Genomic DNA, 19,500 nt, shown 5'->3' on the forward strand with positions numbered 1-19,500 from the left:
AGTTGTTGCAACGGGCAAGCATCGTCGGCGCGTTCACCGCACTGGCGGCCAACCCCGCGCTGGGGCAATTGATGCGCGCCCCGCGGCTGATTCCCTGGCGCAACTGGTCGGGCGGGCAAAGTTGTCTGCCGGCGGCGCGGCTGGCGCCGAAGAATCTCGATGAACTGAGCGCTGCGATTCGCCAGGCCCAAGGCAAAATCCGCCCGGTCGGTTCGGCACATTCGTTCAGCGCCCTGGTGCCCACCGACGGCACGCTGCTGTCGCTCAGCTACTTCACCGGTTTGCTCGACCACGACCCGAAAACCTTGCAGGCAGAATTCGGCGCCGGCACGCCGATGTCACGCATGGGCGTGCCGCTCAAGGACATCGGTCAGGCCCTGCAGAACATGGCCGATATCGACTACCAGACCCTCGCCGGGGCGATTTCCACCTCGACCCATGGCACCGGCAAAACCTTTCAGTCGTACTCGGCACACGTCTGCGGCCTGCAACTGGTGACGGCCAGCGGCGAGGTGCTGGACTGCGACAGCCAGCGTCACCCCGAAGTGTTCAACGCCGCGCGGGTGTCCCTCGGCGCATTGGGCGTGGCGACGAAAATCCGTCTGCAAAACCGCCCGGCCTATCGTCTGCGCGAACGCCAGTGGATCGCCAAGACCGAAGAGCTGCTCGAAGACCTCGACAAGAACACTCGGGAAAACCAGCACTGGGAAATGCTCGTGGTCACCCATTCCGATTACGCCTTGTCCATCGCCCTCAACGAAACCGGGGACCCGGCCACCCCACCAATCCCGCCCGAAGAGGAGGGCGGTAACGAGTTCGTGACCCTGATCGAGAAGATCGACAAGTACGGCAGCGACTTTCCCGAGCTGCGCCGCACGCTGCTCAACAGCCTGCGGCACCTGGCGAGTTTCGATGATCGGGTCGGCGACTCGTTTGACATCTACGCCAACGTGCGCACCGTGCGCTTCAACGAGATGGAATACTCGGTGCCCGCCGAACACGGCCCGGCGTGTCTGCGGGAAATCCTCAAACTGATTCAGGACAAGGACCTGCGCACCTGGTTTCCCATCGAGTACCGCTACGTCAAGGCCGACGACATTCCGCTGAGCATGTTCGAGGGCCGCGACAGCTGTTCGATCTCGGTGCACCAGCATTACCAGATGGATCATCACAACTTCTTCGCCGCGGTCGAGCCGATCTTCTGGAAGTACAACGGCCGCCCGCACTGGGGCAAATTGCACACGCTCAACGCGAAGAATCTGCAACCGCTGTACCCGCGCTGGCGCGAATTTGTTGACGTACGTCAAGCGCTGGATCCGAGCGGACGTTTTCTCAACGCGCATCTGGAGTCGATTTTGGGGGTGAGCTGATGGCGGTCAATCGACGTAGTTTTCTTCTGGGCACACTGGGTGTCGGCGCTTTATTGGTGGGCGTGGGCGCCTGGCTGCGGCCGGGTGATCGCGGTGCGCCGTACAGCGAGTATTTCCGCGCGCTGAATAAAGAACTGAAGGACAAAGGCCCGATGCGCCCGGTGCTGCTGATCGATCTGGATCGCCTCGATCACAACATCGACGTGGTGATGCAGTCGGTCAAACGTGGCGGCAAGCAATTGCGTCTGGTGGAAAAATCCCTGCCGTCTCCGGGGTTGTTGAGCTACATCGCACAACGGGCCGGGACGCAAAAACTCATGTCGTTTCATCAGCCGTTTCTCAATCACGATGCGCTCACGTTTCCCCGGTCCGACATCTTGCTCGGCAAGCCGTTGCCAGTGCGCTCAGCCGAGCTGTTCTATCAAACTCACAAAGGCCCGTTCGACCCTTCCAGGCAGTTGCAATGGCTGATCGATAACCCCGAACGTCTGCAGCAATACCTGGCGTTGGCGCAGGGGCTCGGCACGCGGATGCGCATCAACATCGAACTGGACGTCGGCCTGCATCGCGGCGGGGTCAGTGATGTGAATGTGTTGGGGCAGATGCTGACGCTGATCAGCGCCAACTCGCAGCGCTTGGAGTTCGCCGGGTTCATGGGCTACGACCCGTTCGTGGGCATGGGCGTGCCGGGGATTCTCGGATCGCCCGAGGAGCTGTTCGCCAAGGTCATGCTGATTTATCAGCGCTGCGTCGATTTCACCCGCCAGCAGTTTCCGGTGTTGTGGAACGAAAACCTGTGCCTGAACACCGCCGGCAGCCCGAGTTACCGCATCCACGAAAACGAGACGCTGAGCACCGAGGTGTCGGTGGGCACGGCGATGCTCAAACCGACGCATTACGACTTGCCGTCGCTGGCTGAGCACGTGCCGGCGACCTACATCGCCACGCCAGTGCTGAAGAGCACCGGTGCGGTGAACATCCCGGCGCTGGACGACAAGTCGAAGTTGTTCTCGTGGTGGGACGCCAACCAGCGCCAAACCTTTTTCATTTACGGCGGCAACTGGATGGCCGAGTTCGAATCGCCCGCCGGTTTGCAGAGTAATGGCGTGTATGGCCGCAGTTCGAATCAGGAGATGGTCAACGGTTCGAATGCCGTGGGCCTGACCGTTGAAGATCAAGTGTTCCTGCGACCCACCCAGACCGAAGCCGTGCTCCTGCAATTCGGCGATCTGCTGGCGGTGCGTGGCGGCAAGATCGTCGACACCTGGCCGGTCTACACCTGACCCAAAAACACCTCAGATCCCCCTGTGGGAGCGGGCTTGCTCGCGAAAGCGTCCTGTCAGTCAGCATCTATTTGACTGGCACACCGCATTCGCGAGCAAGCCCGCTCCCACAGTTTGATTTGTGTGCCGCTCACACCCTCTGTAATGAAGCTTTTATGACAAAAGTTCGGTAGCACATAGCCAGTCCGGTCATGCCTATGTAACGCGCTTGAGGGGCCCAACGGGGCGCTTTTCACAAGCCGAGGCGGGACGCCGGGAGTGAGGCAATGGGGACTATGGAACGCTACTCGAAAGTGGGCATGCAGGAACTCGATCAGCGCCTGTCGAAGATCGTCGAGGCCGCGCGCAAGAAGCCGGTTTCGGTGTATCGCTACGGCGCGCCGTGGGTCTGGATCGTGTCGCAGGATGACTGGCAGGGCGCCTTGAAAGAGGTCTCCAGCTACATTCCGCCCGGCCATTCGCTGGTGTTGCTGCGCCCGCAGATCGACGACTTGCTCGATGCCCACCAAGGCCTGCTGCACGAACTCAATGCCGAACCGGGCATGCTCATCCCCGCGCAAACCGTCATGCACATCCTGCTCCTGCAACTGCTGTATTCGGTGCCCAGCGAGCAGCAACTGTATGAACAACTCAATTACAACCTGCTGTTTCGCTGGTTCGTCGGCCTGGGCCTGAACCAGAAAGTCTGGAGCTTCAACGTCCTCAGTCGCGACATCGCCACGCTGCTCAACAACCCGCGTGCGGTGCAGCTTATCCAGAAAATCATCGGCGAAGTGTTCTGCGGTGCCTTGCTGCAAATGCCCGAGTTCTCCTTGAACTTCGCGCTGCTGCACACCTGGCTCGGCAAGCACAGCGGTGCCTCGACAGTCAGCAACTGACGCAACACACAAGGCGCGCGACAGCGCCAACAGGTCATCGCGAATTCAGGGGGTAGTGTGGATCAGATTTTCACGTCACGGCTGGCGCTGTGGGGCTGGCTGCTGGTGATGGCCGGCGCGCAACCGGCATTCGCCGAAGAGGCTGCCGAAGCTGCTGCGCCGCAACGTCTGGTGGACGTCAACGAATACTTCGTGCGCGGCAACACCGTGCTCGACGCCCGGGCGATCGAAGAGGCGGTGTACCCGTTTCTCGGCCCGCAAAAAGCCATGACTGACATCGAAGGCGCCCGCGATGCGTTGCAGAAGGCTTATCAGGAGCGCGGCTACCAATCGGTGTTCGTCGAGTTGCCGGAGCAAGCGGTGGCCGACGGCATCGTCTATCTGCAAGTCAGCGAAACCAAGGTCGGCCGGGTGCGTGTGGTTGGGGCCAAACACTATTCGCCGCTGGACATCCGCGACAACGTCCCGGCGCTGAAAGAAGGCGAGGTGCCGGACTTCGCCAAGGTTCAGGGCGAACTGGCGCAGCTGAATAAAACCCCGGGCCGCCAGGTTATGCCGCTGGTGCGCGAAGGTCAGCGCCCCGGCACCATGGACGTCGATTTGCAGGTTGAAGACCAGAACCCGTGGAGCGCCAGTGTCGGCCTCAACAACGACTACAGCGCCGACACCGAGAAGCTGCGCGCCGTGACCAGCCTCGGCTACAACAACCTCTGGCAACTCGGCCACAGTATCAACCTGACCTACTTCACCGCACCGCAGGATACCGACAACGCCAAGGTCTGGTCGGCTTCCTACACCGCACCGCTGACCGAGCGCTGGAGCGTGCAGTTCTCCGGTTATCAGTCCGACAGCAACGTCGCCACCATCGGCGGCAGCAACGTGCTGGGCAAGGGCCATTCCTACGGGGTGTCGGCCATTTATACGCTGCCGTCCAGCGGCAACTGGTCGAACTCGCTGTCGGCCGGCATCGACTTCAAGGACTTCGACGAACGCCTGACCCTGTCCGGCGAGAGCGACAAGGTGCCGCTGAAATACGCGCCCTTCACCTTCGCCTACAACGGCTTTCGTTACACCGAAAAGAGCCAGCTCGGCCTCGGCCTGAGCCTGGTGGCGGCTACCCGCAGCATCTTCGGTTACGGCAGTTCCGACGAAGACTTCGACTACAAACGCTACCGCGCCAATCCGAGCTTCGCCGTGCTCAAGGGCGACAGCAACTTCACCTGGACCTTCGACAACGACTGGCAGAGCGCGAGCAAAGGCGCGTTCCAATTGGCGTCGGGGCCACTGGTCTCCAACGAACAGTTTTCCGCCGGCGGCGCTACTTCCGTACGCGGCTATCTGGCGGCGGAACGCACCGGCGATGACGGCGTGCTGCTCAGTCAGGAACTGCGCACGCCGTCGCTGGCGAAATACGCCGGCAGCTGGATGCAGGAATGGCGCTTCTACGCCTTTGCCGAAGGCGCGCAACTGTATCTGCGCGACGAGTTGCCGGATCAGGACGCCAGTTACGCCCTGGCCAGCGTCGGCCTCGGCACCCGCGCCAGCCTGAGCAAATGGCTGTCCGGCAGCCTCGACTGGGGTTATCCGCTACTCGAAGGGCCGAACACCTCGAAGCAGGAATCGCGCCTGCACTTCAACCTTCAAGCCACTTTCTAAAGGAGCACGTTCATGCAGCGCCTCATTCTTTCGTTGTTGATCTGCCTGGGCTTCGTGCTCCCGGCCACGGCGCAGGCCTGGTGGCAGGACGACTGGCATTACCGCAAACAGATCGCCGTCGACACCACGCCGCAGGGCGCCGGGATCAATCAGGCCCTGGGCCGCACTGCGCTGCTGGTGCGCCTGCACACCGGCAATTTCACCTTCGATGGCGTCAAGGAAGACGGCGCGGATTTGCGCTTCGTCGCCGCCGATGACAAGACCGTGCTCAACCACCAGATCGAAAGCTTCGATGCGTTGATGGGCATGGCGCTGATCTGGGTCGATGTGCCGAATGTCGAGGGCGGCCAGCGTCAGGACATCTGGATGTACTACGGCAACCAGAAGGCCCCGGCCACCGGCAACGGCCAGTTGACGTTCGATCCGAATTACACCGCGCTGTATCACTTCGACGGCGCCACCGGCACCCCGGCCAAGGACACCACCGCTTACGGCAACACCGCACAAAGCGCCACCGGCGCGGCGATTGACGGCGTGGTCGGGCGCGCCTTGCAGTTCAGCGGTCAGCCGTTGCTGCTGCCGGCCAGCCCATCGTTGCAGCACAACGCGGGCAGCGCGTTCACCTTCAGTGCCTGGCTGCGGCTGGATCAGGCCAGTGGCGAGCAACTGATTCTGGCCCGCCGCGAAGGCGCCAACAGCCTGCTGGTCGGGGTCAATCAAGGCGTGCCGTTTGTGGAAATCGACGGCCAGCGCGCCGTGGCCACTCAGCCGCTGAATCCGGGTCAATGGCAGCACGTCGCGCTGACCGCCGAAGGTTCGAAAGTCAGCCTGTACATCAACGGTCGTGAGAGTGCGACCCTCGCGCAAGCGATGCCGGCGTTCAATTCGGTGATGGCGATTGGCGGCGATCTGGCCGCGGGTCCTTTCCAGCCTTTTGTGGGTGCCATCGACGAACTGCGTCTGTCGAAAGTCGCCCGTCCGGCAGCGTTGCTGCTGGCCGATGCGACCTCGCAGGGCGCCGAATCGAAACTGGTGGCCTACGGTGTCGACGAAGAGCAGTCCGGTTTCGGTTTCGGCAGCCTCGGTTTCCTGCTTAACGCCGTACCGGTCGACGCCTGGGTGATCATCGCCGTGCTGGTGCTGATGATGTTCCAGTCGTGGATCATCATGCTGCGCAAGAACCGCACCCTCAGCCGCGTGAGCAAGGCCAACGAAGACTTCCGCGAGCAGTTCGCCAAGGTCGGCACCCGTCTGGAAATGTTTGCTGACGACGCGCAACTGGCCCAGCGTCTGCAGCATTCGCCGCTGTGGCGCCTGTACGCGGTGGCGGTCAAGGAAATCCGCACCCGCCGTGAGCAGGGCGCCGATACCTCTTCGGTGTCCGCGGCAACCATTGAAGCGATCCGCTGCTCGATGGACGGCGTGCGCACTCGCGAGAACCAGGCCCTCAGCTCGAAACTCTCGACCCTGTCCAACGCCATCGCCGGCGGCCCGTACATCGGCCTGCTCGGCACCGTGCTGGGGATCATGGTGGTGTTCCTCGGCACGGCCATGGCCGGCGACGTCAACATCAACGCCATCGCCCCGGGTATGGCCGCAGCCTTGCTGGCCACCGCCATGGGCCTGTTCGTCGCGATCCCGGCGCTGTTTGGCTACAACCGCCTGATCACCCGCAACAAGGAAGTCAGCGCCGACATGCGCGTGTTCGTCGACGAGTTCATCACCCGTCTGGCGGAGATGCACGGCGAAGGCCAGTCCAGCGAAGCGGCGCATCAGCGCGGCCATCACGCCAACCACTCCGTACCGGCCTGAGGAGCACCGACATGGCGTCTGTAAATGCCTCCCACGACGATGACGAAGATGCAGCGGTGGACAGCATCAACATCACCCCATTGGTCGACGTGCTGATGGTGGTGCTGGTGATGTTCATCCTCACCGCCACCGCGCAGGTCTCGGGGATCCAGATCAACCTGCCCAAGGCCAGCGCCTCGGTGTCGCTGTCGGAGGCGAAGACCAAGGCGATTTCGGTCAACGACGGCGGTCAGGTGTTTCTCGACGCCTACCCGGTGACCCTGGCCGAGCTGGACGAACGCCTGCGCATCGAGAAGGCGCAGAGCCCGGACTTCCCGGTGATCGTGCGCGGCGACGCCACGGTGCAGTACCAGAAGGTCATTGAAGTGCTGGATCTGTTGCGCCGGCTCGAACTGTCCCAGGTCGGTCTGGTGACCGGCAAACCGACGCAGGGCTGAGTGATGACCGCACAACTCCCGATCGAGCCGCTGCCGGTAAAGCGTTCGCCGTTGCGCTACGTGAAGTGGGGCGCCGGGCTGCTGCTCGGCGCGCTCGCTGCGTGGTTCCTCTGGCAGTGGGCCAATGACATGAGCGGCGTACGCCGTGAAGCGCCGAAGGTGCCGACCATCATCCCGTTGCCGCCACCGCCGCCGCCACCTCCGGAAAAACCACCGGAGCCGGAAACCCCGGTGGAAGAAAAAGTCGTCGAGCCCGAACCGACGCCCGAGCCACAGGAGGTCAAGCCTGAGGAAGAGGCGCCGCCATCGCCGGCGGACGATCTGGCCAACCCGATGCAAATGGACGGTGACGCGCAGAGTGGCAACGACGCGTTCAACATCGGCGCGGGCAAGGGCGGCGGCATGGCCGGGGCGGGTGGCGGACGTTTGGGCACCGGCACTTACAGCCAGTTCCTCGCGTTCACTTTCCAGAAGCTGCTGCGCGAGAACCCCGACTTGCGCAACCTGGCGTTCTCGCTGCAGGCCGATGTGTGGCTGAGCAGCGTCGGCGAAATCATCCGGGTCGAGCTGGTCAAGTCCAGCGGCAAGCCCGAGATCGACACTCAGGTGCTGGCCGCATTGCGCAACGCGCCGCACCTGAGCGAACGGCCACCGGCCTCCATCACCTTGCCTGTGCGCCTGTCCCTGCAAGGGCGGCGTCCGGGTTAACCGAATTCATAAAGCTGTATGAAAAGGAGTTGTGTGCAGATGATTTCCAACGTGAATCGATTGTCCCTGGCGGTCGGCATGGTCATCGCGACCCTGGTCGGTCAGGCCGCGGCAGCGCCTGCGCCCTCGGAGAACGCCACGATCAATCTGATCCGCTTGCTGGTCGAGCAGGGCATTCTGAAACAGGACAAGGCCGACGCGCTGATCGCCCAGGCGCAGAACGAAGCGGCGCAGGTCAAGCAGGCCGCCGCGTCCACAGCGGTCGCAGCCGGACCGGTGGCCGCACCGGGTGATGTGCGCGTGCAGTACGTGCCAGCGGCAGTGCGTGACCAGATCCGCGATCAGGTCAAGGCCGAAGTCATGGCCACCGCCAAGCAGGAAAACTGGGCCGCGCCCAACACCTTTCCAGACTGGGCTTCGCGCATCAGCTTCGATGGCGACATCCGCCTGCGCGATGAATCGCGTTACTACTCGGGCAGCAACAGCAACGAAATCGTCGACTTCGCCAAACTCAACAACAACGGCCCGTACGACGTGAACCCCAACAGCAGCACCAATCTGCCGCCGTTGCTCAACACCCGTGAAGATCGCACCAACCAATTCCGCCTGCGCGCACGGCTCGGCATGAAAGCGGTGATCTCGCCGGAATGGACCGCCGGCATCCGCATCGGTACCGGCTCGGACAACAACCCGGTGTCGACCACGCAGAACCTCGGCGGTGGTTTCGCCAAGAAAGACATCTGGCTCGACCAGGGTTACCTGAACTGGAAACCCACCGACGAGCTGACCCTGACCGGCGGGCGCTTCGCCAACCCGTTCATGTCCACCGACATGCTGTATTCCAACGACCTGAACTTCGATGGCGTGGCGGCGATTTTCGACCACAAGCTCAATCGCGACTGGGGGGTGTTCGGCACCGTCGGCGCGTTCCCGGTGGACTACACCAACGACACCACCACCAGCAACGGTTTCGACAAGGAAGAAAGCGACAACAAGTGGCTGTACGGCGCGCAGCTCGGCGCCAAGTGGGCGATCAACAGCAACAACCGCCTCAAAGGTGCGCTGGCCTACTACCGCTTCGACGACATTCAGGGCCAGCGCTCCAGCCCTTGCGAACCGTGGGCCGGCGCCCCGGGCTGCGACACCGACGGCACTCGGGCGGCGTTCATGCAGAAGGGCAACAGCGTATTCCTGCTGCGCGACATCACGCCGAACCCGGCCAACCCGACCACCACGCCGCAGCCGCAATTCGTCGGCCTGGCGTCGGAGTTCAACCTGCTCGACCTGAACCTGGTGTGGGATGCAGATCTGCCGCAAGACTTCAAGCTGCGCAGCCAGGGCAACTACATCCACAACCTCGGTTACGACGAAGGCGACATGCGCAAGCGCTCCGAGGGGCAGATCGTCAACAACCTCAACAGCAACGGCGAGATCGAAAGCGGCGCCAATGCGTGGATGGTGCAGTTCACCCTCGGCAACGCGCTGGACCTGAAGAAGCAGGGCGACTGGAACCTGTTCGCCGGCTACAAGTACATCCAGCCGGACGCCTTGCCCGACGGCTTCAACGATTCCTCGTTCCACCTCGGCGGCACCAACGCCAAGGGCTATTTCCTCGGTGGCAATTACGGTCTGGCGAAGAACGTCTACGCCACCGGCCGCTGGCTGAGCACCGAGGCGGTGTATGGCGCGCCGTTCGACATCGACGTCTTGCAGCTTGAGATCAACACGCGCTTCTAAGGCGCCGGGAGTACGGTCATGCACGCACGAGTTTTTCTGTTGGGGCTGAGTTTTTTCATCGCACACGGCGCGCATGCCGAAGGCATGGAAGAGCGTCTGCGTACCCAGTTGCGCAGCACCACTCAGCAGTTGCAGGCCCTGCAAAGTCAGCAGGCTCAGGCCAGCGCCGCGCAACTGGCGGCGCAGAACGAAGCCAAGGCCGCGCAGGCGCAGATCAAGCAATTGACCGCCGAACTGGCCAAGGCCAAAGGCCTCGCCGAGCAGTTGGCCGGCCAGCAGCAGAATCTGCACAGCCAGGCCCAGGCGCAAGTGGCCGCCAGCAACGAGCAGGTCGGCAAGTTCAAGAAGGCCTACGACGAGTTGCTGGTCATGGCCCGTGCCAAAGAGGCAGAACGGTCTAAGCTTCAAGCGCAATTGGCTGAACGTGACACACAAGTGCAGCAATGTTCAGTCAAGAATCAGCAGATGTACGGCGTCGCCAAGCAGATCCTCACCGCCTACGAAAAAATCGATGTCGCCGAGGTGATGAAGATCCGCCAGCCCTTTGCGGGCAGCGCCCGGGTCAAGTTCGATGAGCTGGCCCAGGGGTTTGGTGACGAGCTTTACAAGACTCAATTCGACGCGCCGCAAGCCGCGCTCTCGCACTGATAAACAAGGAAGAAGTCATGACTCAATTGATCAGCCATGTGTCCCCACAATCCCTGACCGACGTCCTGCAAGCCGCCGGTTATCGCGTCAACCAGACCGAACAGAACGGCATCGTGCAGTTGCTCAGCGCCAGTCAGGGCATCGGTTACGCCGTGCGTTTCGGCAACCCGGCGGTGGAGCAGGGCAGCTACGTCGACTTCACGTTCAGCTGTGCGCTGCGGGTGCAAGGTGAGTTGCCACAAGGTGTGGCCGAACAGTGGAACGCCACCCGGCGTTTTGCGCGGTTGTCGTTGCAGGGCGAATTTCTGGTGATGGAAATGGACGTGGTGCTGGCGGCCGGTGTGAGCAGCGATCACCTGCGCGGCAATCTGGAATTGTGGGATCGCCTGTTGCAGGAGTTCATCGTCTACCTGCGTGATTTCAGCCAGGCCGCGCAAGCCTCGCCGGCTAAAGTCGCTACCGCTGAGCAAGAGGAAGTCGCGCTGTGAAAAAGCCTGCCATGGTGATCGGCGCCGGGGCAGTGGCGCTGTTGGTGGTAGCCGTGGCGCTGGTGCTGCGACCGGGCACTGACCCGGTTGCCGCCCAGCAATCGTCGCCGTTGGCGGCGGTTGCTGCGGGACCGGCGGTAGCGCGACTGGGCAATCAGCAGGTGACGCCGCAGGAGTTGCAGGCGTTGCTGGCGACATTGCCACCGGCAAGCGCCGAACAACTGCGCGGCAACCGTGAAGCGCTGGAACGCTGGATTCGTGCGCGGCTGGCGGAGAAAGCGGTGCTGGAACAGGCCGATGCTCAGGGCTGGGCGCAGCGCCCGGACGTGGTGCGGCAAACCCGCGCGGCCAGCGAACAGATCGTGTTTCGCGATTACCTGCGCTCGGTGAGCACGGTGCCGGCGGACTACCCGAGTGCGGCCGAGCTGCAACAGGCGTACGACGCTGGCAAGGCCAACTGGCAGACGCCGGCGTTGTATCGGGTGAGCCAGATTTTCCTCGCGGTGCCGGATGCCCAGAGCGCAGATACCGTGCGCAAGCAGGCGACCGAGCTAAGCAAGAAAGCCCAGGGCACGCCGGCGGATTTTGCCGCGCTGGCGACTCAGTATTCGCAGGACCGGCAGACTGCCGAACGTGGCGGCGACACCGGGCTGCAACCGTTGCAGCAACTGGTGCCGGAGGTACGGGGTGCGGTGGCGAAATTGAAGGTCGGTGCGGTGTCCGAGCCGGTGCAGAGCGCGGCGGGTTTCCATGTGATCAAACTCACCGAACAGCAACCGGCACGTGCTGCGACCCTCGACGAGCTGCGCGATCAACTGACCCAGGCCTTGCGTGCGCAACGTCAGGAGCAGATTGCTCAGGCGTATCTGGACGGGATGCTCAATACCGCGACGCTGAGTATCGATGGGGCTGAGCTGAACAAAGTCCTCGAAACCAACAATTAGAGCACTGGCACACCACAAAACCTGTAGGAGTGAGCCTGCTCGCGATAGCGGTGTGTCAGGCAAAAAGATGTCAGCTGTGCCGACGCCATCGCGAGCAGGCTCACTCCTACAAGGGATCTACGCAATGTCTAAATACAAAGATCGACAGGGAGTCATCGATGTCATTCACCGAACCCGCAGGACGACAGGGTAGCCCCGATTACCGCTGGGCACAGGGCGAGCGCGAGCCGTGGCTGGCGCAAGCCGCGACCATCGATGCCGACGTCGCGCAATATTTTCTGGTCAGTGCCCGTTGCGGCTGTTTCATGCAGGCGGCGCGCAGCCTCAACGTGCGTTCGACCTTGTTGCGCAAACAACTGGCGCAGCTTGAGCAGGAGCTGCAGCACTCGCTGTTCAGCTTTCAGGGCAGCGCCCTGAGCCTGACCCGCGAAGGTCAGCAACTGCAGGCACAACTGGTCGCACTGGCTCACGAGCGAAAATTGCCGGTAGTCGAACAGCCACTGATCCGCCTGGCGGTTGCCGAGTCGATCCTGCATGACATCCTCGGCCGCGACCTGATCGCACTGCTGCGCCGCAATGCCAGCGTCCGTTTGGAGATCATTGCGCTGGACAGTGAACTTTCATTGCGCGCCGTCAGTGCCGACGTGGTGCTGTGGCTGGCCCATGGCGACACCCCGAGCCCCGGCCCGACCTTCGCCACCAGTCAGCCGCAGGCCCTGGCGCGCCTGGATTACCTGCCGCACATCGCCAAACGCTATTCCCGGGTCACCGCGCGCCCGGCGAGTGCCGATGATCTGAGCGATTTCATGCTGGTGCAATGGCAGCACGACCGGCAGATCGACAGCTTCCGGCCGTGGAATGAACTGGTCGAACAACGTCTGGCCGGCGTGGTGCAGATGCAGTCTTATGAACTGATGCTGGAAATGATCCGCTGCAGCGCTTGCATTGGTTTATTGCCGGCGTACATGAGCCGCTTTGATCGCGGGCTGATTGCGCTGCCGGGGCTGTTTGACGAGCCGATGCAGTTGCAGGCATGGCTGGCGGTCAACGCTGATTCCCGGGACGTCGCCGAAGTGCAAACCCTGGTCGAACTGATCCAGCACACCTTCAACGAACGCCAGGAATGGTTCCAGACCTGACCTGCGTACGCCATACAGTTTGTATGCGTCGGTCTTTGCGGTTTAGAGTGATTGGCCACACATCGATCCAGGAAGGATCCGCCATGCCCGACCACAACCCCGCCATCACCCTCGAACGCTTCAACGAATCGCATATCGAGGCCGTCACCGCGCTGTACAACGATCCGGCCGTGACTCGCCAGGTGCTGCAGATGCCGTTTCAGTCCACTGAGATCTGGCGCCAGCGGTTGCTGGCAGAGAACGAGCGGATGATCAAACTGGTGGCGCTGCATCAGGGCACGGTGGTCGGTCATCTCGGGCTGGAAAACTATTCACGGATCCGCCGCGCCCACGCCGGCAGTGTCGGCATGGCGGTCGCCGTGGCGTGGCAGGGCAAGGGTGTCGGGTCGAAACTGCTGGCGGCGGCGCTGGACGTGGCCGACAACTGGATGAACCTGCACCGGGTCGAACTCTCGGTGTACGCCGACAACGAGGCGGCCATCGGTCTGTACCGCAAGTTCGGTTTCGAGAACGAAGGCCTGTTCCGTGACTACGCGGTGCGCGACGGGCAATGGGTCGACACCCTGAGCATGGCCCGTCTGCGTCGTCGATAAGCCAAAAAATCCTGTGGGAGCGTGGCTTGCCCGCGAAGAGTCACCGCGGTTTTTCAGGTATTACGCGTCATCGTTCTTCGCGGGCAAGCCACGCTCCCACAGGTTCTGTGGAGTCAGACGCCGAGCGCAAACGCCACCGCCGACTGCGCATGCAGTTCGGTGGTGTCGAGCAGGGGCAGGGCGCTGTGTTCGGGTTTGACCAGCAGACCGATTTCCGTGCAGCCGAGGATGATCGCCTGGGCGCCGCGCGCGGTCAGTGATTCGATCACCTGTTGATAGGTTCTGCGCGATTCGTCACTGATCACCCCGACGCACAATTCGTCGTAGATGATCCGGTGCACGTCCTTGCGCTCGGCGGCGTCCGGCACCAGTACCGTCAAACCCTGCGCAATCAGCCGTTGCTTGAGAAAGTCCTGCTCCATGGTGAACGCCGTGCCGAGCAGGCCGACTGTGCGTGCATCAATCGCCAATGCTGCCTGCGCCGCCGGTTCGGCAATGTGCAGGAACGGAATGCTGATCGCCGCCTGAATCTGTTCTGCGACCTTGTGCATGGTGTTGGTACACAGCACCACGCAATCGGCGCCGCCGGCCTGCAGCCTGCGTGCGGCATCCACCAGAATCGCCGCCGCATCGTCCCAACGCCCGACGTGCTGGGCCTGCTCGACCGGGCCGAAGTCGACGCTGTACATCAGGATTTGCGCCGAGCGCAGCGGGCCGAGGCGGTCGCGGACCTGCTGATTGATGAGTCGATAGTATTCAGCGCTGGACTCCCAGCTCATGCCGCCGATCAGGCCGATGGTACGCATTGAAATTCCTCGAACAATGGCCCGTATTGGAAAAGTCGGGCTCCGGCCGAGTGTCCATCGGTTCAATGACGGATGCCAGTACAAAGCAACTGTACCGTTGATCCTGTTGCCAAGTGTCCCGGTGCTGGCGATCGAGGTTTAACGTACGCCGGCGCCTCGATCTGTCACTATCGACTATCGCAGGCTCTCCCCGAGGAACGTACCGATGAACGACGTACAACAACTGGGCGAAATGCTTCGTCACTATGCCGAGAGTGAAGCGCACAAGAAGCAACTGTTCGAAACCCAGTCGCAGACCTGGACCGCACGGATCAGCGAGCTGTTCGGCCAGATCCAGCAATGGCTGGAGCCGGTGCAGGCGCCGAACCTGCTGGAGGTGAGCCGCGAGGCTTACGTCGCGTTCGGGCCAAGCACGCCGGTGGAAACCTCGACCTTCAAGACCGAGAAACTGAGCATCGTGATCGCCGGCAAACCGGTGGAATTCGTGCCGGACGTGATGGGCAGCGCCGGGCAGATTTCCCTGGCGGTGATGGGCCTGACGGCGGCGCGCTACGGCAGCATTTCGCTGGTCGGTTTGCCGAGCGGTGAGTGGCAATGGCGCAAGACCAATGGCCTGAAGGATCCGGACACCTTTGCGTTCGATGCGGACTTTCTCGCGCAGCAGCTGCAGAGCCTGATTCCACGCGATCGCAGCTGATATCAGGGCTTCACCCATTTCCCATTGTGGGAGCGGGCTTGCTCGCGAAGGCGGCAGCCCATTCGACATTGATGGCGACTGATAGACCGCTTTCGCGAGCAAGCCCGCTCCCACAGGGGATTGAGGGCGATCCTACATATCGAGGTTGATCCAGCCCGGTTTCGCCTCTTCCGGCGCCACCGCATTCACGGGTTTACCCGTCGCCAGTTCCACCCGCCGTGCCACTTCCGGATCATCAGCAAACGGCACCATGCTCGCGTCATCGAGGCTTTCAGTCGTCTGATGGCGCAGGCAGTACTCCACCGCCAGCCACAGAAACACCACCCCCAACACATTCAAGAAAATCTCCATCCTCTTCGGCTCCCTGCCTCAGGCGATCTGCGCCTGGCTGCGTGCCAGCGCCACGTCGGCGACCCGCACCGTGCGCCAGACGTTGTAGGCCATCAGCAGCATGCCGCTGAGGAAGAACACCCCGCCGGCAAAGCGCACGATGAAGCCCGGATGACTGGCCTGCAGTGCTTCGACGAACGAGTAGGTCAGCGTGCCGTCCTCGTTGATCGCGCGCCACATCAGGCCCTGGGTGATGCCGTTGACCCACATCGAGGCGATGTACAACACCGTGCCGATGGTCGCCAGCCAGAAATGCAGGTTGATCAGCGGCGTGCTGTACATCTGCTCGCGGCCAAAGACTTTCGGCACCATGTGATACGTCGCGCCGAAGGTGATCATCGCCACCCAGCCCAAGGCCCCGGCGTGAACGTGGCCGATGGTCCAGTCGGTGTAGTGGGAGAGGGCGTTGACGGTTTTGATCGCCATCATCGGCCCTTCGAAGGTCGACATGCCGTAGAACGCCAGCGACAGCACCAGGAAGCGCAGGATCGGGTCGGTGCGCAATTTATGCCAGGCACCGGACAAGGTCATCATGCCGTTGATCATCCCGCCCCAGCTCGGCGCCAGCAGGATCAGCGACATTGCCATGCCCAGCGACTGCGCCCAGTCCGGCAGCGCGGTGTAGTGCAGGTGGTGCGGGCCGGCCCAGATGTACAGGGTGATCAGCGCCCAGAAATGCACGATCGACAACCGGTACGAATACACCGGGCGATTAACCTGTTTCGGCACGAAGTAATACATCATCCCGAGGAAGCCGGTGGTCAGGAAGAAACCCACCGCGTTATGCCCGTACCACCACTGCACCATGGCATCGGTGGCCCCGGAATACACCGGATAGGATTTGAACCAGTCCACCGGGATCGACAGGTGATTGACCACGTGCAGCATGGCGATCACCAGAATGAACGCGCCGAAGAACCAGTTGCCGACGTAGATATGCTTGGTCTTGCGCTGCACCACCGTAGTGAAAAACACGATGGCGTACGCGACCCAGACCACCGCCATCCACACCGCGCCGGAAAATTCGATCTCGGCGTATTCCTTGGTGGTGGTGTAGCCCAGCGGCAGGGTGACCAGCATGATCACGATCACCGATTGCCAGCCCCAGAAGGTGAAGGCGGCGAGTTTGTCCGAGTACAGCCGCACCTGGCAGGTGCGCTGTACCGCGTAGTAACTGGCGGCGAATTGCGCGCTGCCGGCGAAACCGAAAATCACCAGACTGGTGTGCAATGGCCGCAAGCGGCCGAAGGTGGTCCAGGGCAGGTCGAGGTTCATGTCCGGCCACACCAGTTGCGAGGCGATCCAGACCCCCATCGCCATGCCCACGACACCCCAGAAAACCGTCGCGATAACGAATTGGCGGACGACCTTGTAGTTATAAGCCTGTCCGATTGTTGCTGTGCTCATGGTCAGTTCATCCACGGTTGCAAAGTCTTGCCAGGCCACCCTGGTCTGGCACGAGCTGCACTGTAGGAACAGCGCCGGAAACAAAACAGGCTCAGGAATCTTTCATTTGTACGGATCAGATTGAAGTGCTGCCTGCGGCGTTCTGCCGCGCCCTGATATGGTTTTTATCGTTTCAGGTGAATCTGTTGCGTGCTGCGCTGCTCGTCCATAGTGCCTTTACGAAAACTGTGGGAGCGAGCTTGCTCGCGAATGCGGTGTGTCAGGCAACTGCATTGTTGGCTGACACACCGCATTCGCGAGCAAGCTCGCTCCCACAGAATTAATTGATGAGGTGGGGCAGGCACATGTACCAATACGACGATTACGACCGCGCACTGGTGTTCGAGCGCGTTGCGCAGTTTCGCGATCAGGTCGAGCGCTTCATGGCTGGCGAGTTGAGCGAAGAAGAGTTCCTGCCGCTGCGTCTGCAAAACGGCCTCTACCTGCAGAAGCACGCGTACATGCTGCGGGTGGCGATTCCTTACGGCACCCTGAGTGCCGAGCAGATGCGTACGCTGGCGAGCATCGCAGCCGATTACGATCGCGGCTACGGCCACTTCACCACGCGGCAAAACCTGCAATTCAACTGGATCGAGCTGGCCCAGGTGCCGGACATCCTTGAACGCCTGGCGCAGGTCAACATGCATGCGATCCAGACCTCCGGCAACTGTGTGCGCAACATCACCACCGAAGCCTTTGCCGGGGTCGCGGCGGACGAGTTGATCGACCCGCGCCCGCTAGCGGAGATCCTGCGGCAATGGTCGACGATCAACCCGGAGTTCCTCTTCCTGCCACGCAAGTTCAAGATCGCCATCTGCTCGGCGAAGCAGGATCGCGCGGCGATCATGATGCATGACATCGGCCTGTATCTTTATCCGGGGCGCGACGGGCAGATGTTGCTGCGGGTGATCGTCGGCGGCGGGTTGGGGCGCACGCCGATCCTTGGTCTGCAGATCCGCGAAGGCTTGCCGTGGCAGCATCTGCTGTCCTATGTCGAGGCGATCCTGCGGGTCTACAACCGCCACGGCCGGCGCGACAACAAGTACAAGGCGCGGATCAAGATTCTGGTCAAGGCGCTGGGCATCGAGGCGTTCGCCAACGAGGTCGAAGAAGAATGGCAACACCTCAAGGACGGCCCGGCGCAGCTGACCGAGGCTGAATACGAGCGGGTCGCCAGAGCGTTCGTGCCGCCGATCTATCACACCCTGGCCGACACCGATCCGGACTTCGGCACGCGCCTGGCCGAAAGCCCGGCGTTCGCCCGTTGGGTCGCGCGCAACGTGCAGCCGCACAAGAAACCGGGCTACACCAGCGTTGTGCTGTCGACCAAACCGGGGCTGAGTGCACCGCCGGGGGATGTCACCGGCCAGCAGATGCTGGCGGTGGCCGACTGGGCGGAGCGCTTCGGTTTCGGCGAGATTCGCATTGCCCACGAGCAAAACATCGTCCTGCCCGACGTGCAAAAGTCCGACCTGTACGAACTCTGGCGACTGGCCTGCGAGCGCAATCTGGGCAGCGCCAACGTCGGCCTGCTGACCGACATCATCGCCTGCCCGGGCGGCGATTTCTGCGCGCTGGCCAACGCCAAGTCGATCCCGATTGCCCAAGCGATTCAGGCGCGTTTCGACAACCTCGATTACTTGCACGACCTGGGCGACATCAGCCTGAACATCTCCGGTTGCATGAACGCCTGCGGCCATCACCACATCGGCAATATCGGCATTCTCGGCGTCGATAAGAACGGCAGCGAGTGGTATCAGATCACCCTTGGCGGCGCGCAGGGCAAGCACAGCGCACTGGGCAAAGTCATCGGCCCGTCCTTCAGCGCGGCTGAGGTGCCGCAGGTGATCGAGCGGATCATCGGCACTTTCGTGCGTTACCGCGAAAGCGAGGAACTGTTTGTCGACACCGTGGCGCGCATTGGCCTGGAGCCGTTCAAGGAGCGGGTCTACCCGAAAGCGCTGGAGGTATCGGCATGAATAATCTGCTGCGCTTGGGGCAGGGTGTTGCGCGGCTGATCGAAGACGATCCGTGGACGCTGATTCGCGAGCCGGAGCAGGGCAGGCCGCAAGGATTGCTGATCCTGCCATTGGCGCACTGGCTGCAGTCGCCCTCGACCCACGCGGTGTGGCTGGGGCCGGACGATGAAGTTGAAAGCGTGGTGCCGTGGCTGGCCTCGCTGCCGCTGATTGCCCTGGATTTCCCGAGCTTCCGCGACGGTCGCGCCTACAGTCAGGCGTATCTGCTGCGCAGCCGGTTTGGCTGGGCCGGCGAGTTGCGGGCGATTGGCGATGTGCTACGTGATCAGCTCAGCCACATGCGTCAGTGCGGGTTCGACAGCTTTGCGGTGCGCGAGGACAAATCGGCTGAAGATGCGCTCAAGGGCTTGGCGGGGATGAGCGTGTTGTACGGGCGCTCGGTGATAGAACCACGCCCCTTGTTCCGTAGACGCTGAAGACTCTGTGGCG

Annotated in this window: 19 protein-coding genes; 16 read left to right on the top strand and 3 right to left on the bottom strand. The window is 62.3% G+C overall.

Translation table 11 applies throughout. The features are described from left to right. Positions 1-41 precede the first annotated feature (41 nt). The 13 genes from PMI25_RS26945 (at position 42) to PMI25_RS27005 (ending at position 13,693) form a co-directional block, all read left to right on the top strand. A complete protein-coding gene (locus tag PMI25_RS26945; protein ID WP_177325750.1) occupies positions 42-1,370 on the top strand; it encodes a D-arabinono-1,4-lactone oxidase in 1,329 nt (442 codons plus the stop codon). 74 nt (positions 1,371-1,444) lie between these two features. Further along, on the top strand, positions 1,445-2,653 hold the full coding sequence (locus PMI25_RS26950; RefSeq protein ID WP_177325751.1) for a DSD1 family PLP-dependent enzyme: 1,209 nt from the start codon (positions 1,445-1,447) through the stop codon (positions 2,651-2,653). Between the two features lie 266 nt (positions 2,654-2,919). After that, a complete protein-coding gene (locus tag PMI25_RS26955) occupies positions 2,920-3,531 on the top strand; it encodes a transposase (protein WP_007969141.1) in 612 nt (203 codons plus the stop codon). Positions 3,532-3,588: 57 nt separating this feature from the next. Next, on the top strand, positions 3,589-5,187 hold the full coding sequence (locus tag PMI25_RS26960) for a ShlB/FhaC/HecB family hemolysin secretion/activation protein (protein WP_007969143.1): 1,599 nt from the start codon (positions 3,589-3,591) through the stop codon (positions 5,185-5,187). A gap of 12 nt (positions 5,188-5,199) precedes the next feature. Then, positions 5,200-6,999 (top strand): DUF2341 domain-containing protein, encoded by a 1,800-nt coding sequence (locus PMI25_RS26965; RefSeq protein ID WP_007969144.1) that lies wholly within the window; start codon positions 5,200-5,202, stop codon positions 6,997-6,999. A gap of 11 nt (positions 7,000-7,010) precedes the next feature. Next, complete coding sequence (locus PMI25_RS26970) at positions 7,011-7,436, top strand: ExbD/TolR family protein (RefSeq protein WP_007969145.1); 426 nt, start codon at positions 7,011-7,013, stop codon at positions 7,434-7,436. A 3-nt stretch (positions 7,437-7,439) separates the two neighbouring features. After that, positions 7,440-8,144, top strand: a complete 705-nt coding sequence (locus tag PMI25_RS26975; RefSeq protein ID WP_007969146.1) for an energy transducer TonB family protein — start codon at positions 7,440-7,442, stop codon at positions 8,142-8,144. A 39-nt stretch (positions 8,145-8,183) separates the two neighbouring features. Further along, positions 8,184-9,881 carry a putative porin gene (locus tag PMI25_RS26980; protein ID WP_007969147.1) on the top strand — a complete coding sequence of 566 codons (1,698 nt, stop codon included), beginning with the start codon at positions 8,184-8,186 and terminating at the stop codon, positions 9,879-9,881. Positions 9,882-9,899: 18 nt separating this feature from the next. After that, a complete protein-coding gene (locus tag PMI25_RS26985) occupies positions 9,900-10,529 on the top strand; it encodes a hypothetical protein (RefSeq protein ID WP_007969149.1) in 630 nt (209 codons plus the stop codon). A gap of 17 nt (positions 10,530-10,546) precedes the next feature. Beyond that, complete coding sequence (locus tag PMI25_RS26990) at positions 10,547-11,017, top strand: YbjN domain-containing protein (RefSeq protein WP_007969150.1); 471 nt, start codon at positions 10,547-10,549, stop codon at positions 11,015-11,017. Next, positions 11,014-11,961: a peptidylprolyl isomerase gene (locus PMI25_RS26995; protein ID WP_007969151.1), complete on the top strand. Its 948-nt coding sequence runs from the start codon at positions 11,014-11,016 to the stop codon at positions 11,959-11,961. Before PMI25_RS26990 ends, PMI25_RS26995 begins: the two co-directional genes overlap by 4 nt. Before the next feature lie 158 nt (positions 11,962-12,119). After that, complete coding sequence (locus PMI25_RS27000) at positions 12,120-13,100, top strand: LysR family transcriptional regulator (protein ID WP_007969152.1); 981 nt, start codon at positions 12,120-12,122, stop codon at positions 13,098-13,100. A gap of 83 nt (positions 13,101-13,183) precedes the next feature. Beyond that, the gene (locus PMI25_RS27005; RefSeq protein ID WP_007969153.1) at positions 13,184-13,693 is read left to right on the top strand and encodes a GNAT family N-acetyltransferase; all 510 of its coding nucleotides are present in this window, start codon (positions 13,184-13,186) and stop codon (positions 13,691-13,693) included. Positions 13,694-13,806: 113 nt separating this feature from the next. On the opposite strand, the gene PMI25_RS27010 is transcribed toward PMI25_RS27005, so the two are convergent. Then, positions 13,807-14,499, bottom strand: a complete 693-nt coding sequence (locus PMI25_RS27010; RefSeq protein ID WP_007969154.1) for an aspartate/glutamate racemase family protein — start codon at positions 14,497-14,499, stop codon at positions 13,807-13,809. Positions 14,500-14,704: 205 nt separating this feature from the next. Between PMI25_RS27010 and PMI25_RS27015 the strand changes: the two genes are divergently transcribed. Further along, positions 14,705-15,196 (top strand): hypothetical protein, encoded by a 492-nt coding sequence (locus tag PMI25_RS27015; protein WP_007969155.1) that lies wholly within the window; start codon positions 14,705-14,707, stop codon positions 15,194-15,196. Positions 15,197-15,328: 132 nt separating this feature from the next. Here PMI25_RS27015 and PMI25_RS27020 read toward each other — a convergent pair whose 3' ends face one another. Next, positions 15,329-15,547: a hypothetical protein gene (locus tag PMI25_RS27020; protein WP_007969157.1), complete on the bottom strand. Its 219-nt coding sequence runs from the start codon at positions 15,545-15,547 to the stop codon at positions 15,329-15,331. A gap of 18 nt (positions 15,548-15,565) precedes the next feature. Then, positions 15,566-16,993, bottom strand: a complete 1,428-nt coding sequence (gene ccoN / locus PMI25_RS27025; protein WP_007969159.1) for a cytochrome-c oxidase, cbb3-type subunit I — start codon at positions 16,991-16,993, stop codon at positions 15,566-15,568. Between the two features lie 344 nt (positions 16,994-17,337). Between ccoN and PMI25_RS27030 the strand changes: the two genes are divergently transcribed. Both PMI25_RS27030 and PMI25_RS27035 read left to right on the top strand, forming a co-directional pair. After that, the gene (locus PMI25_RS27030) at positions 17,338-19,011 is read left to right on the top strand and encodes a nitrite/sulfite reductase (protein WP_007969160.1); all 1,674 of its coding nucleotides are present in this window, start codon (positions 17,338-17,340) and stop codon (positions 19,009-19,011) included. Continuing rightward, the gene (locus PMI25_RS27035) at positions 19,008-19,487 is read left to right on the top strand and encodes a DUF934 domain-containing protein (protein WP_007969161.1); all 480 of its coding nucleotides are present in this window, start codon (positions 19,008-19,010) and stop codon (positions 19,485-19,487) included. The genes PMI25_RS27030 and PMI25_RS27035 overlap by 4 nt, the downstream gene beginning before the upstream one ends. The last annotated feature ends 13 nt before the right edge of the window (positions 19,488-19,500 follow it).

Source organism: Pseudomonas sp. GM30, from assembly GCF_000282275.2.
Lineage (GTDB): Bacteria > Pseudomonadota > Gammaproteobacteria > Pseudomonadales > Pseudomonadaceae > Aquipseudomonas.

Bases quoted from the DNA above. Each gene is read 5' to 3' on its own strand.
- PMI25_RS26965 (WP_007969144.1), top strand. From the start codon at position 5,200: ATGCAGCGCCTCATTCTTTCGTTGTTGATCTGCCTGGGCTTCGTGCTC.
- ccoN (WP_007969159.1), bottom strand. From the start codon at position 16,993: ATGAGCACAGCAACAATCGGACAGGCTTATAACTACAAGGTCGTCCGC.
- PMI25_RS26990 (WP_007969150.1), top strand. From the start codon at position 10,547: ATGACTCAATTGATCAGCCATGTGTCCCCACAATCCCTGACCGACGTC.
- PMI25_RS27000 (WP_007969152.1), top strand. From the start codon at position 12,120: ATGTCATTCACCGAACCCGCAGGACGACAGGGTAGCCCCGATTACCGC.
- PMI25_RS27020 (WP_007969157.1), bottom strand. From the start codon at position 15,547: ATGGAGATTTTCTTGAATGTGTTGGGGGTGGTGTTTCTGTGGCTGGCG.
- PMI25_RS27030 (WP_007969160.1), top strand. From the start codon at position 17,338: ATGTACCAATACGACGATTACGACCGCGCACTGGTGTTCGAGCGCGTT.
- PMI25_RS27015 (WP_007969155.1), top strand. From the start codon at position 14,705: ATGAACGACGTACAACAACTGGGCGAAATGCTTCGTCACTATGCCGAG.
- PMI25_RS27010 (WP_007969154.1), bottom strand. From the start codon at position 14,499: ATGCGTACCATCGGCCTGATCGGCGGCATGAGCTGGGAGTCCAGCGCT.
- PMI25_RS26985 (WP_007969149.1), top strand. From the start codon at position 9,900: ATGCACGCACGAGTTTTTCTGTTGGGGCTGAGTTTTTTCATCGCACAC.
- PMI25_RS26955 (WP_007969141.1), top strand. From the start codon at position 2,920: ATGGGGACTATGGAACGCTACTCGAAAGTGGGCATGCAGGAACTCGAT.
- PMI25_RS26980 (WP_007969147.1), top strand. From the start codon at position 8,184: ATGATTTCCAACGTGAATCGATTGTCCCTGGCGGTCGGCATGGTCATC.
- PMI25_RS26970 (WP_007969145.1), top strand. From the start codon at position 7,011: ATGGCGTCTGTAAATGCCTCCCACGACGATGACGAAGATGCAGCGGTG.
- PMI25_RS26975 (WP_007969146.1), top strand. From the start codon at position 7,440: ATGACCGCACAACTCCCGATCGAGCCGCTGCCGGTAAAGCGTTCGCCG.
- PMI25_RS27035 (WP_007969161.1), top strand. From the start codon at position 19,008: ATGAATAATCTGCTGCGCTTGGGGCAGGGTGTTGCGCGGCTGATCGAA.
- PMI25_RS27005 (WP_007969153.1), top strand. From the start codon at position 13,184: ATGCCCGACCACAACCCCGCCATCACCCTCGAACGCTTCAACGAATCG.